The organism is Leucobacter sp., from assembly GCF_053528595.1.
Window position 1 is genome coordinate 133,211 of the sequence record NZ_JAIVPF010000086.1, and the last position, 19,409, is coordinate 152,619.

Consider the following 19,409-nt stretch of genomic DNA (forward strand, 5'->3'; position numbering starts at 1 on the left):
GGCAGAAAGTGCCAGCCTCAAGGGCGCAGCGATGGCTAGCAGAAAAGGCCGCCGCATCTGAGCTCTCGTAGTTATGCATGACATAGGTCCCTCGTCTTCAAGCTGTCCAAAGGTAAGGGGACTCTGCCGCGATCACATATGACGTCTTCTCAGGAGAATCCCGGAAGAAGACTCCTACAGGGCACGGGCGGGCGACAAGGCTCATCTGGAAGATGTCCTCTTTTCTGCCGTCATTTCATCAGGCGCTGCCGAGCCCGTCGTCGAACACCTCGACCGCGGAGGTATCGTTGCTGGCGTCTGCCTTCGCGAGCACCTCGCCCCGGAAGAACTCGGGCGACACCCGCGACTGGATGAACATGAGCACCACGCCGAGGCCGAGCACCACGACGCCGATGATGCCCACGAGGCCGATGCCGCCGATGTTGCTGCCGGATCCGAAGCTCGGGTCCATGCTGTCGACCGTGGTCTGCACGAAGACGATGAGCAGCAGGATGCCGCCGATCGCGGGCAGCACGATCTTGGAGATCACCGATCCCGCGCCCTCCCGCAGAGCGGTCCTGCGGAAGTACCAGGGGCTCGCGAGCGCGGTGATGCCGTAGTAGAAGCAGACCATCATGCCGAGTGCGGTGATCGTGTCCCAGAGCACGTCCTCGCTGATGAAGCGCATCACGGCGTAGAAGACCGAGGCGACGACCGACGACCACAGCAGGGCGACGTACGGCGACTTGTACTTCGGGTGGATCCGCTTGATCGACTGCGGGAGGGCGCGGTAGTGCGACATCGCGAGCAGGGTGCGCGCGGGCGAGATCGCGGTCGAGTTGATGGAGGCCATGGCGCTCACGAGGATCGCGAGCGACAGCAGGATCGCGGCGGGGCCCATCACGGGGTGCGCGAGCGCCGCGAACACGTTCTCGGCGATGTCCGGGTTGCCGAGACCGGTGGGTCCGTCGCCGAGACCGGCGTAGGCCACCGTGGCCGCGGCCGTGCCGACGTAGAGCACCACGAGGATCCCGACGAGGATCATGGCGGCCTTGCTCTCGGTCGAGAGTCGGCCCTTCGAGGGCTTGGTCTCCTCACCCATGGTGAGCACGGTGTCCCAGCCCCAGTAGACGAAGATCGAGACGGCGATGCCGGCGGCGAAGGCGCTGAAGCCGTCGACCTCGAGCGGGTTGAACCAGGAGAGCTCGGGCATGCGGCCCTCGGCGTTCGCAGGATCGGCGGCGCCGACGAACATGGCGATGATGAACCAGACGAGCACGATCATCTGGAAGAGCACGGTGATGTACTGGAAGATCTTGGTCGAGGTCATGCCCCGGTAGGAGATGAAGGTGGCCAGCGCCATGAATCCGAGGCACACCGCGATGTTGATGAAGCGGTTGCCGGCGAGGTCGGCGATGGCCGGGTCGCCCGCCACGATGCTGATCGACTGGAACAGGAACTCCACGGCGATGCCCGCGAGGTTGGAGAGCACCAGCACGGTCGCGGCGATGAGGCCCCAGCCCGCCATCCACCCGATCCAGGGGCCGAAGGCGCGGGCCGCCCAGGTGAAGGAGGTGCCCGAGTCGGGCATGGCGGCGTTGAGGGCGCGGTATCCGAGCGCCACGAGGAGCATGGGGATGAAGCCCATGAGGAAGATGGCGGGCGTCTGGTAGCCCACCTCGCTCGCGGCCGGACCGACCGCCGACGTCAACGTGTACGCCGGGGCGCAGGTCGAGATGCCGATGACGAGGGCGCCGAGCACCCCCACGGTGCCGGAGGGGAGCCCCTTCTTGCTGATGCCGGTCACCGAGTCCAGCGTTCGCGTCGCCGGCTCCGGTGCTGTGAGGTCGTATTTGGCCATGTGCTTCTTCCGCTGCTTTCCCACGCTTCACCACGTGTTCGCGCATCTCGGCAGCGGGTATCCCCGCGGGGTCATCCGGGCCCCGAGCCGCTGTCGTCCGCCGACGATTGTAGGTCGGAACTTCGGATTTCCCTAACTCTTGGCCGATTCCCCACGAATATCGTTGCGTTCGCAGGCGATCGCTTGTCGGATCGCGGCCCTGGCGCGCTTGCGGTCGCCGCAGGCGTCGTACACGATGCCGAGGCGCATCCAGGCGCGCCACGATTCGGGATCCGCCTCGGCCTCGTCGCGGTAGCGCGGGAAGGCTGCATCCGCGTCCTCGCGCATCGGGCGCCCGGAGGGGTGCGTCGCGACCGGTTCGTCGGGCAGGAGGCCCTCCGCGGCGAGCCGGTCGGCGAGCCTCGTGGCGCTGTGCCCGAACCGCAGCTCCCGCAGCAGCGCCCAGACGCCGATCAGGGGCAGGATCAGCATCGCCGCGCCCATGATCACCGGCACGGGCTCGGCCGACGCGAGCAGCGCGAACGCGCGGATGCCGGCGAACACGAAGTAGAGCACGAGCAGCGCGCTCATGATGCTCACGCCGACGATGGCGCGCAGGCGTGGGTTCACGCGCCGATCCCCAGCACCCGGTCGAGCCCGACGGTGAGTCCGTCGGCGGTCGCCGCGGCCTCCAGCGCGGCGCGGATGCCGGCCCGGTACGACTCGTTCGAGTGCGTGTCGTGCGTGACCGTGAGCACCTCCCCCGCACCGCCGAAGCGCACCTCCTGCTTCGCGATCACGCCCGCCAGGCGCAGACTGTGCACCGGGATCCCGGCCACCAGCTGGCCGCGGGCGGGCTGCTCCGCGAACGGGGCCTCGACGGGGCGGCCCTGCCGCGCCTCCGCCATCAGCTCGGCCGTGCGCACGGCTGTGCCGCTCGGGGAATCGACCTTGCCGGGGTGATGCGCCTCGATCACCTCGATCGCGTCGAAGTAGCGCGCGGCGATGGTGGCGAGCGCCGTGCCGAGCACCGAGCCGAGCGAGAAGTTGGGCACGACGATGACCCCGGCCCCCGGGACCTCCGCGACCCGTTCGCGCAACCGCTCGAGCCGGTCCGCCGACCAGCCGCTCGTTCCGACGATCACCCGCTGCCCGCGCTCGAGGGCGCGCTCGACGATGTCGGGCGACGCATCGGGATGGCTGACGTCGACGAGGATCCGGGCGCCCGCGCCCTCCTCGGGGTCGGAGGCGCTGTTCAGCCGCGCCACCAGCTCGAAGCCGGGGTGCTCCTCCACCACTTCGCAGACCAGGCTTCCGAGGCGCCCCCGGGCGCCCGTCACCGCCACCGTTGTCGACATGCCGTCCAGACTACCGGCGCTCATGCGCCGAGCCCCGCGCGCTCGACCTCGCCGACGGCGACGACGGTGAGCGGGCGCGCCGCGAACAGCGCGGCGACCCCTCGGATCTCCTCGGCGGTCGCGGCCGCGAAGCGCTCGAGCGAGGTGTCGAGGTCGTAGAGCTCGCCGCTGCCCAGCTCGGCGCGTGCCAGGCGCCCCATGCGGGTGTCCGAGTCCTCGAGTGCCAGGGCCGACGATCCCGCGATCTGGCCCAGTGCCCGCTCGTGCTCCTCCTCCGTGATGCCGCCGTCGGCCAGCTTCTGCAGCTCGAGGCGGGTCAGCTCGGCGACCTCGGCGGCCTTCTCCGGGGCGGTACCGGCGTACATGCCGAAGACGCCCGCATCGGAGTAGCTCGCCCCGAAGGAGTACGCCGTGTAGGCGAGGCCGCGCTTCTCCCGGATCTCCTGGAAGAGCCGGCTCGACATGCCGCCGCCGAGCACCGAGTTCATGATGCCGAAGGCGAAGCGCCGGTCGTCGCTCGCGCACAGGCCCTCGGTGCCGATCATGAGGTTGACCTGCTCGGAGGGGCGCTCGGTGAGGTGGATTCGGGGCGCCGTGTCCGCGGATGCCCCGGCCGGAGCCGCGGTCTCGGCCCGGGCGCTCCCCGGATCTCCCCCGGACAGCTGCGCCCGGCGCGCGGGAGCCGCGCTCCGGTCCGTGTGCCAGCGCTCCTCGGGCGAGAGGTTCAGCACGGCGAGCACCTGATCCACCAGGCGGTCGTGGTCGATAGCTCCCGCCGCGGTGACGACGAGGGTGGAGGGATCGTAGCGCTCGCGGTAGTGGTGGTCCACGTCGTCGCGGTGGGCGGCCCGGATGGTCTCGGCGTTGCCGCCGATGGGACGGCCGAGGGGGTGCTCGCCGAGCACGGCCTCGAAGAAGCGCTCGTTGGCGACATCGGCCAGGTCGTCCGCGGCCATGGCGAGCTCCTCGAGGATCACGCCCCGCTCGTTCTCGAACTCGGAGTCGTCGAGGGTGGAGTTGGTGACCATGTCGGCGAGCACCGTCACGGCGCCGTCGAGGTCGGCATCGCGCACCTTCGCGTAGTAGCAGGTGTACTCCTTGGCGGTGAGGGCGTTGTGCTCGGCGCCGATGCGGTCGAAGCTCGTGGCGATGGTGTACGCGTCGCGGGTCGGCGTGCCCTTGAAGAGCAGGTGCTCGAGGAAGTGCGTCGAACCCAGGCTGCCGGGGGCGTCGCCGCGCTCCGCCTGCTCGTCGCGGGAGCCGACCCCCACCCAGAAGCCGATGGAGGCGCTGCGGGATCCGGGCATGCGCTCCGTGAGCACGCGCAGCCCGCTCGGATGCACCGTCCGGCGCACGAGGCCGCCGTTCAGTTCGGCTTCGAGCTCGGGCAGGTCGAGGGGCAGGAGAATCGGATCGTGCATCACTCCAGCCTACTGCCGCCGGGCTGAACGCCGACCGCGCTCGGGAGGTTGCTCCGGGGCGGCCCACCCGCTCGCAGGGGCCTCACCGGGGACGCTCCTCTCGTGATCCGTGGTACCCGAATCGCCCCGGCCCCGAATGGGCGATTCGGGTACCACGGATCGTGTCCCGGACGCGGGGCGCAGGGGCGCAAGGGCGCGGGCCACGGGGTGGCGGGGCACGGGCACGGAGCACGCGGCACAGGGGCTCAGGCACGCCGAAGCGCCCGCCCTCCCTCGACGGGAAGACGGGCGCTTCGCGGATCCCGGGTCGGGATCCGAGCGGGCTGCTCCGCGGATTACTCCGCAGCGGCCTCCGCCGGTGCGGCCTCGGCGGCCGGAGCCTCCTCGGCGGCGTCGGACTCCTCGATCACAGGCTCGAGCGAGAGCTTGCCGCGGTCGTCGACCTTCGTGATCTTCACGAGGATCTTCTGACCGATCGAGAGCACGTCGTCCACGCTGTCGATGCGCTTGCCGCCGGCGAGCTTGCGCACCTCGCTGATGTGCAGCAGGCCGTCCTTGCCGGGCAGCAGCGAGACGAAGGCGCCGAAGGCGGCGTTCTTCACCACGGTGCCGAGGTACTGCTCGCCCACCTCGGGGTTCTGCGGGTTGGCGATCGCGTTGACCTGCGCGCGGGCGGCCTCGGCCGCAGCGCCGTCGGTCGCGCCGATCAGCACGGTGCCGTCGTCCTCGATCGAGATGTCGGCGCCGGTCTCGTCCTGGATGCCGTTGATCGTCTTGCCCTTGGGGCCGATCAGCTCGCCGATCTTGTCGACGGGGATCTGCACGCTGATGATGCGCGGCGCGGTGGGCGCCATCTCATCGGGGGCGTCGATCGCCTGCGACAGCACGTCGAGGATCGTGGTGCGCGCCTCCTTGGCCTGCGACAGCGCGCCCGCGAGCACGTCCGAGGGGATGCCGTCGAGCTTGGTGTCGAGCTGCAGCGCGGTCACGAACTCCGAGGTGCCGGCGACCTTGAAGTCCATGTCGCCCAGCGCGTCCTCGGCGCCCAGGATGTCGGTCAGGGTCGCGTAGCGGGTCTCCCCGTCGACCTCGTCGGACACGAGGCCCATCGCGATGCCCGCGACGGGCGCGCGCAGCGGCACACCCGCATTGAGCAGCGACAGGGTCGAGGCGCACACGGAGCCCATCGAGGTCGAGCCGTTGGAGCCGAGCGCCTCGGACACCTGGCGGATCGCGTAGGGGAACTCCTCGCGGCTCGGCAGCACCGGCACGAGCGCGCGCTCGGCCAGGAAGCCGTGGCCGATCTCGCGACGCTTCGGGCTGCCCACGCGGCCGGTCTCACCGGTCGAGTAGGGCGGGAAGTTGTAGTGGTGCAGGTAGCGCTTCGAGGTCACGGGCGACAGCGAGTCGATCTGCTGCTCCATCTTCAGCATGTTCAGCGTGGAGACGCCCAGGATCTGGGTCTCGCCGCGCTGGAAGATCGCCGAGCCGTGCACGCGCGGGATCACCTGGACCTCGGCGTCGAGCGCGCGGATGTCGCGCAGGCCGCGGCCGTCGATGCGGGCGCCCTCGGAGAGGATGCGGCCGCGCACGATCTTCTTGGTGACCGACTTGTAGGCGGCGGACACCTGGCCCTCGGCCGATGCGTCGAGCTCGCCCGCCTCGACCTTGGCCGCGATGGCCTCCTTGACCCGCGCCTTCAGCGCGTCGTCGGCGTCCTGACGCTCCTGCTTGTCGGCGATCTGGTAGATGCCGGCGAGCTCGGCCTCGGCCAGCTCCGCGACCGCGGCGTAGACCTCGTCGCCGTAGGACAGGAACACGGGGTACTCCTGCACCTCCTTCGCGGACTGAGCGGCGAGCTGCTCCTGCGCCTTCACCAGCTGGGTGAGGAAGGGCTTGGCGGCCTCGAGGCCCTGGGCCACGATGGCCTCATCGGGCTTCGTGGCGCCGGACTGGATCAGGTTCCAGGAGCCCTCGGTCGCCTCGGCCTCGACCATCATGATGGCGACGTCCTCGGAGCCGTCGGCCTGGGTGACCACACGACCGGCGACCGTCAGGTCGAACACCGCGTCCTTCAGCTGCTCCACGTTCGGGAACGCGACCCACTGGTCGCCGATGAGCGCGAGGCGCACACCCGCGATGGGGCCGGAGAAGGGCAGGCCCGAGATCTGGGTCGACGCCGACGCCGCGTTGATCGCGAGCGCGTCGTAGAACTCGCCCGGGGCGATCGAGAGCACGGTGATGACGATCTGCACCTCGTTGCGCAGGCCGTCGACGAACGACGGGCGCAGGGGGCGGTCGATGAGACGGCAGACGAGGATCGCCTCGGTCGAGGGGCGGCCCTCGCGGCGGAAGAACGAGCCGGGGATCTTGCCCGCGGCGTACGAGCGCTCCTCGACGTCGACGGTCAGCGGGAAGAAGTCGAAGTGATCCTTCGGGTGCTTCGACGCGCTGGTGGCCGAGAGGAGCATCGTCTCCTCGTCGAGGTAGGCGGCAACGGCGCCCTGCGCCTGCTGCGCGAGGCGACCGGCCTCGAAACGGATGGTGCGCTTGCCGAACTTGCCGTTGTCGAGCACGGCCTCGGCGAACTTGATCTCAGGACCCTCCACGGGTTCTCCTTCGCATACGTGAGCGCGCGACGGGCAGCTCGAGACGCTGCGCGCATTCGCTGCGCAGCCGCCGCGGGTGCTGATGTTCAGTAGAAGACCACCCTGCACGGTGGAAGCGAGCAGGGGGATCCACCACCGAAGACCAGCCCGCCAGCCGACGCGCTCGATTCTTCGTGTTCGTGAGCGGAACGCCCACCCGTTCAGACTACCACCCGGGCCCCGGAAAGACCCGGAACACCCGCTGAATCGCAGCAGCACCCGCCTATTTGTAGAAGCCCTCGCGCAGGTTGATGCCGTACTCCAGCCAGGCCTTCATCGCCGCGAGCATGCCGGTCCAGCCCATGCAGTTGCCGAAGGCGCCCTCCGCACCCGCGGCCGTGGGCCGCCAGGCGCGCTCCGTCACCCGCACCTCGGTGCGCGCGCCGTCGTCGACCGCGCGGAACTCGAACGTCACCTCCGTGCCGTCGGGATCACGGGTCGCCCCGGGGTCCCCGTCCCAGCGCAGCACGATCCGCTCCGGCGCCCTCGCCTCGCGCACCCGCACCGGGAACGCCCCCGGGAAATCCGCGAAGTCCCAGCGCACCGTGGCCCCGGTCTCGAGACGCCCCTGCGCCCCGCCGGTCGTGAAGTAGCTGCTGAGGATCGCCGGATCGGCGACGGCCTCGTAGACTTCGGCCGGCGGCTTCGAGACGAAGCCGGAGACCGTGAACTCGAGTTCGGTCACGGGCGCGTCTCTGCTCATGCCTCGACCCTACCCGCGGGTCGTCTCCCGCGGAAGACGCGGGCGCACGAAGGCCCCCGTCCCCGGATCGGGGAACGGGGGCCCTCCGGGCGCTTGGCCGCGACGCTACAGCGCGTCGACGTCGATCGTGACGAGCCGCTCGGCGCCGATGGCCTCGCGCAGCCGGTCGATGATCGACTCCTCGACGGGCGCGTCGACGGAGAGCACGGAGAGGGCGGTGCCCTTCTTCTCGTCGCGCGCGATCTGCAGACCCGCGATGTTGACGCCGGCCTCGCCGAGCAGGCTGCCGTAGACGGCGACGATGCCCGGGCGGTCGGTGTAGCTGAAGACGATGAGGTGCTCCGGAATGGGCAGCTCGACGTCGTAGCCGTTGACCTCGACGATCTTCTCGATCTGCTTCGGGCCGGTGAGCGTGCCCGAGACCGACACCTGGGTGCCGTCGGTCAGGGAGCCGCGGATCGTGATGACGTTGCGGTAGCTCTCGGAGATCGCGTCGACGCTGAAGCGCACCTCGACGTCGCGCTGCTCGGCCAGCAGCGGCGCGTTGACGTACGACACCGGCTCGCTGACCACCTTCGAGAAGATGCCCTTGAGCGCGGCGAGGCGCAGCGCCTCGACGTTGCGCTCGGCCAGCTCGCCGTGCACCTCGATGTCGAGCGACGCGATCGGGCCGTCCGCGAGGCCGGCGAAGACCTGGCCCAGCTTCTCGGTGAGCGGCAGACCGGGGCGCACGTACTCGTCGATGACGCCGCCGGCCACGTTCACGGCGTCCGGCACGAGGTCGCCGGCGAGCGCGAGGCGCACCGACTTGGCGACCGAGACGCCGGCCTTCTCCTGGGCCTCCTCCGTGGACGCGCCGAGGTGCGGGGTCACGTTGACGTTCGGCAGGCCGGTGAGCGAGGTGTCGGCGGGGGGCTCCTGCATGAACACGTCGAGCGCCGCTCCGGCGATCTCGCCGTTCGCGAGCGCCTCGGCGAGCGCCGCCTCGTCGATCAGGCCGCCGCGCGCCACGTTCACGACGTACGCGGTGGACTTCATGGCGCGCAGCTGCTCGGCGCCGATCATGCCCAGCGTCTCGGGCGTGCGGGGCATGTGGATCGTGAGGAAGTCGGCGCGCTCGATGAGCTCCTCGAGCGAGACGAGCTGCACGCCGAGCTGCTGCGCGCGCGTCGCGGTGACGTAGGGGTCGTAGGCGACGAGCTCGACGCCGAAGCCGCGCAGGCGCTCGGCCACGAGCGCACCGATGCGGCCGAGGCCGATGATGCCGATGGTCTTCTCGTAGAGCTCGATCCCGGTGAAGGACGAGCGCTTCCACGCGCCGGCGGAGAGCGAGGCGTGGGCGCGCGGCAGGTGGCGCGCGAGGCCGAGGATGTGGGCGACCGTGAGCTCGGCCGCGCTGATGATGTTCGAGGTCGGCGCGTTGACGACCATGACGCCGGCCTGGGTCGCCGCCTTGATGTCGACGTTGTCGAGGCCGACGCCGGCTCGGGCGACGATCTTCAGCTGCGGCGCCCAGCCGAGCGCCTCGGCGTCGATCTGCGTGGCGGAGCGCACGAGCACCGCGTCCGCGGTCGCGAGCGCCGAGCGCAGCGCATCGCGGTCGGTGCCATCGACGTGCACCACCTCGAAGTCGGGGCCGAGCGCGGCGATGGTGGCGGGCGAGAGTTGTTCGGCGATCAGCACGACCGGCGCAGACATCAAGCGGTTCCTTCGGAGTCAGCGGCAAAAATGACCCGGCGCACGGCACCGGGGTTTCAGTCTACCCCGCGCGGCGGCCCGAGCGGTCCGCGGTCGTCACGCGAAGAAACCGGACTGGGGCACGAGGTGCATCACCTCGAGCTGCACCGCGGCGACCACGCCCAGCCCCGCGGCGAGCACCAGCAGGCGCAGCGACGCCGAGCGGCCCCGGCCGATTACGAGCGAGAGGGCGAAGACCACCACCGGCATCAGCACCCCGAATCCCAGCCAGAACCAGCCGGTCGGGGTGATCCCCAGCCCCATCGACGCCGCCATCTGCGGCAGCAGCACGAGATTTCCGACGCCGGCGACCACCGTCGAGGCGTACAGCCCGGTCAGCAGCAGCCCGATGGCCCAGGCTGCGATCCTGCCCGCCATCAGGCCCCGCCCCCCGCGAAGACGGGCAGCGGCAGGAGCACGATCGCGCCGATCACGATCCAGAGCGCCATGCGGCGGGTGCCGGCCCCGCGATTGAGCAGCAGCACCGCGAGGAACCACAGCAGCGGCGCGAGCGGTGCCGCCCAGAACACGATCTGCTGCAGCACCGCGCCCAGCGACCCGCTCGCCGCGGCGAGTTCGGCGTTGACCCCCGCGTAGTACCGCGCCCAGCTCAGCCAGATCCAGGCGTAGAGCAGGTACAGCCCCCCGAAGACGCCGAGCAGCACGAGCGCTCCGTTGCCGAGCTGGGGGCGGCCGTCATCTCCGGGGGCGCCGTCGAGGGATCCGGGCGCGTCAACGGCATCGGGATGGGGCTCGGCCGGGGCGTCGACGACGCCCCCGACGGCCGCGGCGGGCTCCGGACCCGCCTCCACCGTCCAGCCGCTCGCGAGCGCGCTCTCGCGCGCCTCGCGGGCAGTCTTCTTTCGCATGCCTCCACCCTAGCGACACGCGACTCGGAGACTCCGGAGAGCGGCGATGGGGTGCGGGTCGCCGAGACGCCCTATGCTGAACGCCAGGATCGATTGTGCAAGGAGCGAACATGGCCGAATCGCCGAAGAAGAAGGTCGTCCGCGTCGAGAGCCCGAAGGCCTCGTCCCGGGCCGGCGGGAAGGCCGGGGAGCACGACGGCGACGAGCCGGTATGGACGCCGGAGCCCGAGGCCAAGTCGAAGGCGACCCGGCTGCGCTGGATCTCGTGGGCGGCCTGGATCGTCGCCATCGGCATCGAGGCGTTCGCGATCTTCTGGGTGCTCAAGCAGGTCCCCGTGAACATGTGGCTGCTCATCGGCGCGATCGTCGTGACCGGCGTGCTCTCGGTGACCGGGTCGCTGTTCTGGAAGCAGGCGAACCGGCTCGACCCCGCATCGAAGCGGGACCGCGTGCGCTTCTTCGTGCAGAACCAGCTGGGCGCCATCATGGCGATCATCGCGTTCCTGCCGCTGATCATCCTGATCTTCCTCAACAAGAACATGGACGGCAAGCAGAAGGCGCTCGCCGGCGGGGTGGGCATCGTGGTGCTGCTCATCGCCGCCGCGTTCGGCATCTCCTACCAGTCCCCCTCGCAGGAGCAGTACGCCGAGGAGACGAACATCGTGCAGCAGCTCACGGGCGAGGACCGCGTCTTCTGGGTGAAGGGCGGGTCGGTGTTCCACGTCTGCGAGGCGGTGCCCGATGTGAACAAGGAGTCGCAGGACGGCCAGATCTACGAGGGCACGGTCGCGGCGGCCCACGAGGCCGGCAAGGACCGTCTCACGAAGCGCTGGCAGAGCGAGGCCGTGAACTACTGCGGCTACACGCAGGAGCAGGTCGATGCCGTCGAGGCGGAACTGGCCGGCGATGCGCCCGCCGTCGAGCCCGATCCGGCGGAGCCCGCAGAAGACACGACCGATCCCGCGACCGGCGACACCGACGAGGAGTCGCCCGCCGAGGGCTGATCCCGCGGCCGGGCCGCCCGCCGGCGCGCTACCCGCGGGCCTGCTTCGCGTACGCCTTCGCGAACTCCCGGGCCCGATCCCGCGCCTTCACCAGCGCGGCCTCCTCGCGCTCGAGCTCGCGCACGCGGCGCTGCGTGCGCTTGCGCAGCTCCACGTGCTCGCGCAGCCGGGCCTCGGCCGCCTCCGCGGCCTCCGGAGGCGTCAGTTCCGCCGCAGGAGCCGCGCTGGCCGTCGGCGCCGCGGGCAGCTCCCCGAGGATCGCCGAGAGCCCGGCGACCAGCACCTGCGTGGCGAAGCCGAGCATCTCGTCCGCGTCGTCGAGCGGGTCGGGATCCGGCGCGCCGTCCCGCACCGAGCCCGCCCCCTCCCCCGCAACCGGCTCGCCGAAGTAGACGCCGCTGCGCACGAGCGCCGCCACCTGCGGGAACTGCGCCGGGGTGACGGCCTCCTCGATCAGCGCGCGGGTCTCGGGCGGGGTGACCTCGCCGGCCAGCACCTCCCGCTCCACCGACGCCTGGCCGCGCGCGAAGGCGGCGAGCAGTGACAGCACCCCGAGCTTGGCGTCCGGGCCGAGCGGCAGCTCGCGCATGACGCGCAGTCCCTCGTCGGCCGCGCGCACCTGCCCCGGCATCATGTGGATGTCGGGCGCGAGCGGGATGTCGAGCACCCAGGGATGCCTGCGGTACCCCTCCACGAGCCGACGCACGAACGCACTCAGCTCCTCCCGCCAATCCCCCGTCTCCTCCACACCGAAGAACGCCCCGCCCATCGCCGCGTCGAGCATCAGATGGTGCAGCTCGTCCTTCGTCGCGACGTAGCGGTAGAGCGCCATGGTGCTGAACTCGAAGGTGCGGGCCACGCGCTGCATCGTGACGGCGGCGAGCCCCTCCGCATCGGCGATCCCGATCGCCGCCTCGACGATGCGCTCGAGCGACAGCTCGCGCTTCGGTCCGCGCTGGGGCGCCGCGGCGAGACCCCACGCCAGCGCGAGCGTGCGCGATACCCCTGCCTCCGTCATGCCGACCTCCTTCGTCGCCCTCCATCATAACTGCGTGGCGAAGTAACTGTTTATGATGCATACTGTTTATAACCGACACAGAAAAGGAGGCGGCCATGTCCCCCGTCATCGAACTCGACGGACTCGGCAAGAGCTTCGGCGCGCACACCGTGCTCGACTCGCTCTCGCTCGAGATATCCGGAGGGATCTTCGCACTGCTCGGGCCCAACGGCGCGGGCAAGACGACCCTCGTCTCGATCCTCACCACTCTCATGCGCCCGGACTCCGGGCGCGCCAGGATCCTCGGCCACGACGTGGAGCGGGAAGCGGCCCGCGTGCGCCGGCGCATCGGCGCGACCGGCCAGTACGCGGCCATCGACGAGGCCCTCACCGGGCGCGAGAACCTCGTGATGATCGCGCGCCTGCTCGGCCTCGGCACGCTCGACGCGCGCAGACGGGCCGAGGAGCTGCTCGCCTCCTTCGACCTCGCGCGGGCGGCCGACCGCCCCGTGTCGGGCTACTCGGGCGGCATGCGGCGGCGCGTCGATCTCGCCGCCTCTCTCGTGCTGACGCCGGCCGTGCTGTTCCTCGACGAGCCCACCACGGGCCTCGATCCCGCGAGCCGGTCACGGTTGTGGGACGACATCGCCGCCCGAGCCGCCGAGGGGTGCTGCGTCTTCATGACCACTCAGACGCTCGACGAGGCCGAGGCGCTCGCCGACCGGGTCGCGATCCTGCAGGACGGCCGCATCGTCGCCGACGGCACGGTCGAGCGCCTCATCTCACTGGTCGGCACCGAGACCGCCGTGCTCGTGGACGAGGCCGGCGACGTGCGGCGCACCCTCGGCGCACCGGGCGGCGCGGGCGACCTCGGTCGTGAGCTCGCGGCGCTCGGCGCGGATGATCGCGGCCTGCGCCTCGAACTGCGCCGTCCCACCCTCGACGACGCCTTCCTGGCGCTCACCGGGCAGCCCGCACGCGCGGCGAGCTCGCGCCCCGGAGCCCGGGAGGTGGCCGCATGACCGCCGCGATCGACCCCCGCCCGCCCGCTCCGGCCGGCCCTCGGCCCCATCCCGGGGTCGGGCCGATCACCGCGAGTCGCATCTTCGTCGGCCGCAGCCTGCGGCACAGTCTGCGCGACGGCGAGGGGCTGCTGCTCGCGATCATGCTCCCCGTGATGCTGATGCTGCTGTTCACCACGGTCTTCGGCGGTGCGATCGACCCGAGCGGCGGCTACGTCGACTACGTGATCCCGGGCATCATCGTGCTGTGCTCCGGATTCGGCGCCGCGTCGGTCGCGGTGTCGGTGAACCGCGACGTGACCGGCGGTGCGATGCAGCGCTTCCGCAGCCTGCCGATTCCCGCGGCCACCTGCCTCGTGGGGCACGTCGTGGCGAGCGTGCTGCGCAACCTGCTGGCGACCGCGATCGTGCTGGGCGTCGGCCTGCTGGTCGGGTTCCGGCCCACGGCGGACCCGCTGGAGTGGCTGGGCGCGATCGCCATCGTTCTGTGCTGGATCGTCGCGGTCACCGTCGTCTTCGCGGCGATCGGGCTGCTCGCCTCGACGCCCGAGGCGGCGAACGGCTACGGCTTCGCGATCCTCTTCCTGCCCTACCTGTCGAGCGCGTTCGTGCCGATCGGCACGATGCCCGCCTGGCTGCGCCCGATCGCGGAGGCCCAGCCGGTGACCCCGATCACCGACGCGGTGCGCGCCTGGCTCACCGGAGGAGATCCGGGATCGCAGCCGCTCCTCGCCGCGCTCTGGTGCGCGGGCATCGTGGTGGCCGGCGCCGCCGTGATCGCGTGGCGCTTCCCGCGGCGCTGAGGGTCGCACGGAGTTCCGAGTGGTCGCCTCGACTCGCGACGGGCGGCCGCTCGGGACTCGCCGCCGCGGCGCCGGTGCGGCCCTAGGCTGGTGAGGTGCACCTCTTCGACCTCGACGCGCTCGGCGCGGGCCTGCCCGTCGCCGCGGGCCGCGCCGAACTCGAGCGCGCCGCGGCCGCCGGAGCCCTGGTCGTGACCGCGCCGCCCGGCACCGGCAAGACCACCTTCGTGCCGCCGCTCGTGTCGAATCTGCTGGCTGGGCGCGGGAGCGGGAGCGCACGCGTGCTGCTCACCCAGCCGCGCCGGGTGGCCGTGCGCGCCGCGGCCTCGCGCATCGCGGAACTCGACGGGAGCGCGCTCGGCGGTCCCGTCGGGTTCACGGTGCGCGGCGAGCGCCGGGTCGGCGACCGCACTCGTGTGGAAGCGCTCACGCCGGGCGTGCTGCTGCGCCGGCTGCTCGCCGACCCGTCGCTCGACGGGGTCGGGGCGGTGATCCTCGACGAGGTGCACGAGCGCTCGCTCGACGGCGACCTGCTGCTCGGCATGCTCGCCGAGCTCCGCGCGCTGCGGGAGGATCTCCTGGTGGTGGCGATGTCCGCCACGCTCGACGCGGCTCGCATCGCGGACCTCCTCGGATCGGCCGGGAGCGCCGGTGCCGGGAGCGCCGGCCCCGCAGGATCCGGCGCCGCGCCCGTCATCGAGATCCCGTCGCCGCTGCACCCGCTGCGCATCGACTACGCCCCGTTCGAGGGCGCGCGCCTCGACCGACGCGGCGTCACCCGCGAGTATCTCGCGCACCTGGCCGACGTCGCCGCCTCCGCGCAGCGGGCGGAGGGCTGCGACGCGCTCGTGTTCGTGCCCGGTGCCCACGAGGTGGACGAGGTGGTGCGACTGCTGCGCGAGCGGCGGCGAGTCGAAGTGCTCCCCCTGCACGGCCGGATCCCGGCGCGGGAGCAGGATCGCGCGGTGCGGGGCCGCGGGGCCGGGGATCCGCCGCGGATCGTGGTGAGCACCGCGCTCGCCGAGAGCTCGCTCACGGTGCCGGGAGTGCGCCTGGTGATCGACTCGGGCCTCTCGCGCGAGGTGCGTCGCGATCGCGCACGGAGCATGACGGGGCTCGTCACCGTGAGCGCCTCCCGGGCGAGCGCCGAGCAGCGAGCGGGCCGCGCGGCGCGGCAGGCGCCGGGGCGTGCGGTGCGCGTCTGCTCCGAGGCCGAGTTCGCCCGCATGCCGGCCGAGTCCGCCCCCGAGATCGCCTCCGCCGACCTCACCGACGCGGCGCTGCTGCTCGCCGCCTGGGGCACGCCGGGCGGCGCGGGACTCGCCCTGCCCACGGCTCCGCCCTCCCCTGCGATGGACGAGGCCGTCGCGGTGCTGCAGGCGCTGCGCCTCGTCGACGGCGCCGGTCGCCCCACGCCGCTGGGCGCTCGTGTCGCGCGGCTGCCGGTGGGCGTGCGGGAGGCCCGTGCGCTGCTCGAGGGCGCCGCCGAGCTGGGAGATGCGCGGTCGGCTGCGGAGATCGTGGCGGCGATCTCCGACGATCACCGCGACCCGACCGCAGACCTGCCGCGGCTGCTGCGCGAGCTGCGCTCGGGTCGGGCGCCCGGGGCGGATCGCTGGCGCCGCGAGAGCCGGCGTCTCGAGCGCATCGCGGGCGAGGGGGCAACCGGCGGGGAGGGAGAGGGTTTCGACTCCGCCGCGCTCCGCTCGACCGGCGGCCGGGACTCGGTTGAGCGCGGCGTCGTCGCCGGCGGCGACGCCGAAGCTCCCGGCACCGTGGTGGCGCTGGCGCGGCCCGAGTGGATCGCGCGGCGGGTGGGCGAGGGATCCCGCGCCTACCTGCTCGCGAGCGGCACCCGGGCGGCCCTGCCCGAGGGCAGCGGGCCGCTGGCGAGCGAGTGGATCGCGGTGCGGGAGGTGCAGCGCGCCGACGGACGCGTCGCAGACGGGACGGGCGCGGTGATCCGGCTCGCCGCGCCCCTCTCCGAGCAGGAGGCGCTGCGTCTCGCGGGGGCGCTCGTCGTCCGCGAGCGCTCGGCGCGCATCGAGGACGGCCGGGTGCGCGTGCGCGAGGAGCGCCGGCTCGGGGCGATCCCGCTCGCGTCGACCGCCGTCGCCCCCACCGCAGCGGACACCGGCCCGGCGTTCGCGGCCCACCTGCGGGAGGCGGGCCTCGGAGCGCTCCAGTGGTCGGATGCGGGATCCGCGCTGCGCGCCCGCCTCGCGCTGCTGCACCGGGAGCTCGGCGCCCCGTGGCCGGCGATGGACGACGAGGCGCTGCTGCGCGGGATCGAGGACTGGCTCGGACCGGACCTCGACCGGCTGCGACCCGACGCCTCCCTGCACCGCATCGACGTGGCCGCCGCCCTGCGCCGCCTGCTGCCGTGGCCCGAGGCGGCGCGCCTCGACGAGCTCGCCCCCGAGCGTCTCGCGGTTCCCTCGGGCTCGACCGTGCGGGTCGACTATCCGGACCCGCGCGGCGACACCGATCCCGCCGGGCGGCCGGTGGTCGCGGTGAAGCTGCAGGAGCTCTTCGGACTCGCGCAGACACCGCGGCTGGTCGACGGCCGCGTGCCGGTGCTCTTCCACCTGCTCTCCCCCGCGCGTCGCCCGCTCGCGGTCACCGACGATCTCTCCTCGTTCTGGAACGGCCCCTATCAGCAGGTGCGCCGCGAGATGCGCGGCCGCTACCCGAAGCACCCCTGGCCAGAGGATCCGTGGACCGCCGAGGCCACCGCCCGCACGAAGCGCCGTCCCTGATCTCGCCGGCGCGCCCGCCGTCTCGAGATCCCGATTCCTGCCGTTCCCGCGCCCGGGAGACGACGGAGATCGGGATCTCGGCGCAGCGATCCCGCTACGCGACCTTCCGGCGGTAGATCGCCATCGCGACGGCGTAGGCGACGACCAGCACGCCGAGACACCAGGCGAGCGCGGCCCAGATGTCCGTGCCGACCGGCTGCCCCGCGAGCAACCCGCGGAGCGTGTCGACGATGGCCGTCACCGGCTGATGCTCGGCGAACCATCTCACCGGGGCGGGCATGGAGTCCGTGGGCACGAACGCGGAGCTGAGGAACGGCAGGAGGATCAGCGGGTAGGAGAACGCGCTCGCGCCGTCGACGGTCTTCGCGGTGAGCCCCGGGATCACCGCGATCCAGGTCAGGGAGAGCGTGAACAGCAGGAGGATGCCCGCGACCGCGAGCCACTCGAGCACCCCGGCGCCCGACCTGAACCCCATGAGAACGGCGACGCCGGTGACGATCACGAGCGAGACGAGGATCGCGACGAGCGAGGTGAGCACGTGCGCCCACAGCACGCTGGAACGCGCGATCGGCATGGACCGGAACCGCTCGACGATGCCGCTCTGCATGTCGGTGAACAGCCGGAACGCGGTGTACGCGATGCCGGAGGCGACCGTGATGAGCAGGATCCCCGGCAGCAGGTAGTCCACGTAGCCGGCGCTTCCCGCGCCCTGTCCGGTGTCGATGGCGCCGCCGAACACGTAGACGAACAGCAGCAGGAAGGCGATCGGCATGATCGCCGTGGTGATGATGGTGTCCGGGCTGCGCAGGACGTGTCGCAGGGACCGGCCCGTGAGCACGGCCGTGTCGCCGAGGGTGTGCGCGGTCATCGTGCGCCTCCTTCGTCTTCTCCTGCGCCGTCTTCCCGGCTGCCGCCGACGATCGAGAGGAAGATCTCCTCCAGGGAGGGCTGCTTCTCGACGTACTCGACTCTCGCCGGGGGCAGCAGGCGCTTCAGCTCGTCGAGCGTGCCCTCGGCGATGATGCGGCCCTCGTGCAGGATCGCGATGCGGTCGGCGAGCTGCTCGGCCTCCTCGAGGTACTGCGTGGTGAGCAGCACCGTGGTGCCGCCGCGGGCGAGCTCGGCGACGGCGCGCCAGACCTCGATGCGCGCCCGGGGGTCGAGGCCCGTCGTCGGCTCGTCGAGGAACACCACGGCGGGATCGCCGATGAGACTCATGGCGATGTCGAGGCGGCGGCGCATGCCTCCCGAGTAGGCGGCGACCCGCTTCTCCCCCGCCTCGGCGAGAGAGAAGCGGGCGAGCATCTCGTCCGCGATGGCGCCCGGATCGTCCCGATGGCGGAGCCGCGCGATCAGCGCGAGGTTCTCGCGGCCGCTGAGCACCTCGTCGACGGCGGCGAACTGGCCCGTGAGGCTGATCGACTCGCGCACCCGGTCCGGCCTGGAGGCGACATCGAAGCCGGCCACCTCGGCCGTGCCCGCATCGGCGCGCAGCAGGGTGGACAGGATCCGCACCGCCGTCGTCTTCCCCGCCCCGTTCGACCCGAGCAGCGCGAAGACGCTGCCGCGGCTCACCTCGAGGTCCACGCCGCGGAGCACCTCCACTCCCGTGAAGGCCTTCCGCAGGCCCCGCACGCGGATGGCCGCGTCGGTCATGATCCGGCCTCCTTCCTCCGGGACTCGTCGATCGCCCGGGTGAGGCGCTCGCGCTCCTTGTCGAGCCAGCGCTTCCCGCCGTACGCCTGCGCGAAGCTCTCCGCGAACTCCACCGGGTCGTCGCCGACGATATCGGCCACGGGCGTGCCGTCGACCGCCGCGCGCTCCCACAGGTCGACGAGATCGACGAACATCTGCACGATCGTGTCGCCCTCGGTGACCCCGCCGTAGTAGGTGAGATACCGATTGCAGGCGCTCGCGGCCGTGAGGTACGGCTCGGGCAGCGCCTCGAGGCGCGCCTTCGCCTGGCGGTACTGCTTCTTCTGCTCGAGCGGCCCGGTGAGGGCCTCGATCCATTTCGCGGCCATGTCTATCCCTCTTCCTCTCGGAGCTGTTCCAGTCGTTCTGCGAGAAAACCCCACGTCTCCCAGAACTCGTCGAGCCGCTGCCGGCCGTGGGCGTTGAGCCCGTACACCTTGCGGGGCGGCCCCTTCTCGGAGGGCACCTTCTCCACGTCGACGAGGCCCCGCTGCTCGATGCGCACGAGCAGCGCGTACACGGTCCCCTCCGCGATATCGGCGAAGCCGCGCTCGCGGAGACGGGCGGTGATCTC

The 19,409-nt window shown here is 71.9% G+C and carries 18 protein-coding genes; 4 read left to right on the forward strand and 14 right to left on the reverse strand.

Annotation, left to right across the window (positions count from 1 at the left end; all coding sequences use genetic code 11):
• Positions 1-238: 238 nt before the first annotated feature.
• From ACWKZU_RS17805 to ACWKZU_RS17845, 9 genes are all read right to left on the reverse strand, one after another.
• Complete coding sequence (locus ACWKZU_RS17805; RefSeq protein WP_449283675.1) at positions 239-1,840, reverse strand: APC family permease; 1,602 nt, start codon at positions 1,838-1,840, stop codon at positions 239-241.
• Between the two features lie 132 nt (positions 1,841-1,972).
• Complete coding sequence (locus tag ACWKZU_RS17810) at positions 1,973-2,449, reverse strand: tetratricopeptide repeat protein (protein ID WP_449283676.1); 477 nt, start codon at positions 2,447-2,449, stop codon at positions 1,973-1,975.
• Positions 2,446-3,177: a 4-hydroxy-tetrahydrodipicolinate reductase gene (gene dapB, locus ACWKZU_RS17815; protein WP_449283677.1), complete on the reverse strand. Its 732-nt coding sequence runs from the start codon at positions 3,175-3,177 to the stop codon at positions 2,446-2,448. Before dapB ends, ACWKZU_RS17810 begins: the two co-directional genes overlap by 4 nt.
• 20 nt (positions 3,178-3,197) lie before the next feature.
• Positions 3,198-4,598: a M16 family metallopeptidase gene (locus ACWKZU_RS17820; protein WP_449283678.1), complete on the reverse strand. Its 1,401-nt coding sequence runs from the start codon at positions 4,596-4,598 to the stop codon at positions 3,198-3,200.
• 335 nt (positions 4,599-4,933) lie between these two features.
• The gene (locus tag ACWKZU_RS17825; protein WP_449283679.1) at positions 4,934-7,207 is read right to left on the reverse strand and encodes a polyribonucleotide nucleotidyltransferase; all 2,274 of its coding nucleotides are present in this window, start codon (positions 7,205-7,207) and stop codon (positions 4,934-4,936) included.
• Between the two features lie 262 nt (positions 7,208-7,469).
• Positions 7,470-7,949, reverse strand: coding sequence for an SRPBCC domain-containing protein (locus tag ACWKZU_RS17830; RefSeq protein ID WP_449283680.1), 480 nt, complete (start codon positions 7,947-7,949; stop codon positions 7,470-7,472).
• 105 nt (positions 7,950-8,054) lie between these two features.
• Positions 8,055-9,647 carry a phosphoglycerate dehydrogenase gene (gene serA / locus ACWKZU_RS17835; RefSeq protein WP_449283681.1) on the reverse strand — a complete coding sequence of 531 codons (1,593 nt, stop codon included), beginning with the start codon at positions 9,645-9,647 and terminating at the stop codon, positions 8,055-8,057.
• 96 nt (positions 9,648-9,743) lie between these two features.
• Positions 9,744-10,064 (reverse strand): hypothetical protein, encoded by a 321-nt coding sequence (locus ACWKZU_RS17840; RefSeq protein WP_449283682.1) that lies wholly within the window; start codon positions 10,062-10,064, stop codon positions 9,744-9,746.
• Positions 10,064-10,555 carry a hypothetical protein gene (locus tag ACWKZU_RS17845; protein WP_449283683.1) on the reverse strand — a complete coding sequence of 164 codons (492 nt, stop codon included), beginning with the start codon at positions 10,553-10,555 and terminating at the stop codon, positions 10,064-10,066. Before ACWKZU_RS17845 ends, ACWKZU_RS17840 begins: the two co-directional genes overlap by 1 nt.
• A gap of 110 nt (positions 10,556-10,665) precedes the next feature.
• On the opposite strand from ACWKZU_RS17845, the gene ACWKZU_RS17850 reads away from it, so the two are divergent.
• Complete coding sequence (locus ACWKZU_RS17850; RefSeq protein WP_449283684.1) at positions 10,666-11,559, forward strand: hypothetical protein; 894 nt, start codon at positions 10,666-10,668, stop codon at positions 11,557-11,559.
• A gap of 28 nt (positions 11,560-11,587) precedes the next feature.
• Here ACWKZU_RS17850 and ACWKZU_RS17855 read toward each other — a convergent pair whose 3' ends face one another.
• On the reverse strand, positions 11,588-12,577 hold the full coding sequence (locus ACWKZU_RS17855; RefSeq protein WP_449283685.1) for a TetR/AcrR family transcriptional regulator: 990 nt from the start codon (positions 12,575-12,577) through the stop codon (positions 11,588-11,590).
• 95 nt (positions 12,578-12,672) lie between these two features.
• Here ACWKZU_RS17855 and ACWKZU_RS17860 point away from each other — a divergent pair, with 95 nt between their 5' ends.
• From ACWKZU_RS17860 to hrpB, 3 genes are all read left to right on the forward strand, one after another.
• The gene (locus ACWKZU_RS17860) at positions 12,673-13,578 is read left to right on the forward strand and encodes an ABC transporter ATP-binding protein (RefSeq protein WP_449283686.1); all 906 of its coding nucleotides are present in this window, start codon (positions 12,673-12,675) and stop codon (positions 13,576-13,578) included.
• Positions 13,575-14,381 (forward strand): ABC transporter permease, encoded by an 807-nt coding sequence (locus tag ACWKZU_RS17865; RefSeq protein ID WP_449283687.1) that lies wholly within the window; start codon positions 13,575-13,577, stop codon positions 14,379-14,381. The genes ACWKZU_RS17860 and ACWKZU_RS17865 overlap by 4 nt, the downstream gene beginning before the upstream one ends.
• Positions 14,382-14,476: 95 nt before the next feature.
• On the forward strand, positions 14,477-17,140 hold the full coding sequence (gene hrpB / locus ACWKZU_RS17870) for an ATP-dependent helicase HrpB (protein ID WP_449283688.1): 2,664 nt from the start codon (positions 14,477-14,479) through the stop codon (positions 17,138-17,140).
• A gap of 94 nt (positions 17,141-17,234) precedes the next feature.
• On the opposite strand, the gene ACWKZU_RS17875 is transcribed toward hrpB, so the two are convergent.
• The 4 genes from ACWKZU_RS17875 to ACWKZU_RS17890 all read right to left on the reverse strand — a co-directional run.
• Positions 17,235-18,008 carry an ABC transporter permease gene (locus ACWKZU_RS17875; protein ID WP_449283689.1) on the reverse strand — a complete coding sequence of 258 codons (774 nt, stop codon included), beginning with the start codon at positions 18,006-18,008 and terminating at the stop codon, positions 17,235-17,237.
• Complete coding sequence (locus ACWKZU_RS17880) at positions 18,005-18,796, reverse strand: ABC transporter ATP-binding protein (RefSeq protein ID WP_449283690.1); 792 nt, start codon at positions 18,794-18,796, stop codon at positions 18,005-18,007. The genes ACWKZU_RS17875 and ACWKZU_RS17880 overlap by 4 nt, the downstream gene beginning before the upstream one ends.
• Positions 18,793-19,164: a DUF1048 domain-containing protein gene (locus ACWKZU_RS17885; RefSeq protein WP_449283691.1), complete on the reverse strand. Its 372-nt coding sequence runs from the start codon at positions 19,162-19,164 to the stop codon at positions 18,793-18,795. The genes ACWKZU_RS17880 and ACWKZU_RS17885 overlap by 4 nt, the downstream gene beginning before the upstream one ends.
• Positions 19,165-19,166: 2 nt before the next feature.
• Positions 19,167-19,409: PadR family transcriptional regulator (locus ACWKZU_RS17890; RefSeq protein WP_449283692.1), on the reverse strand; the 243-nt coding region annotated here is incomplete at its 5' end.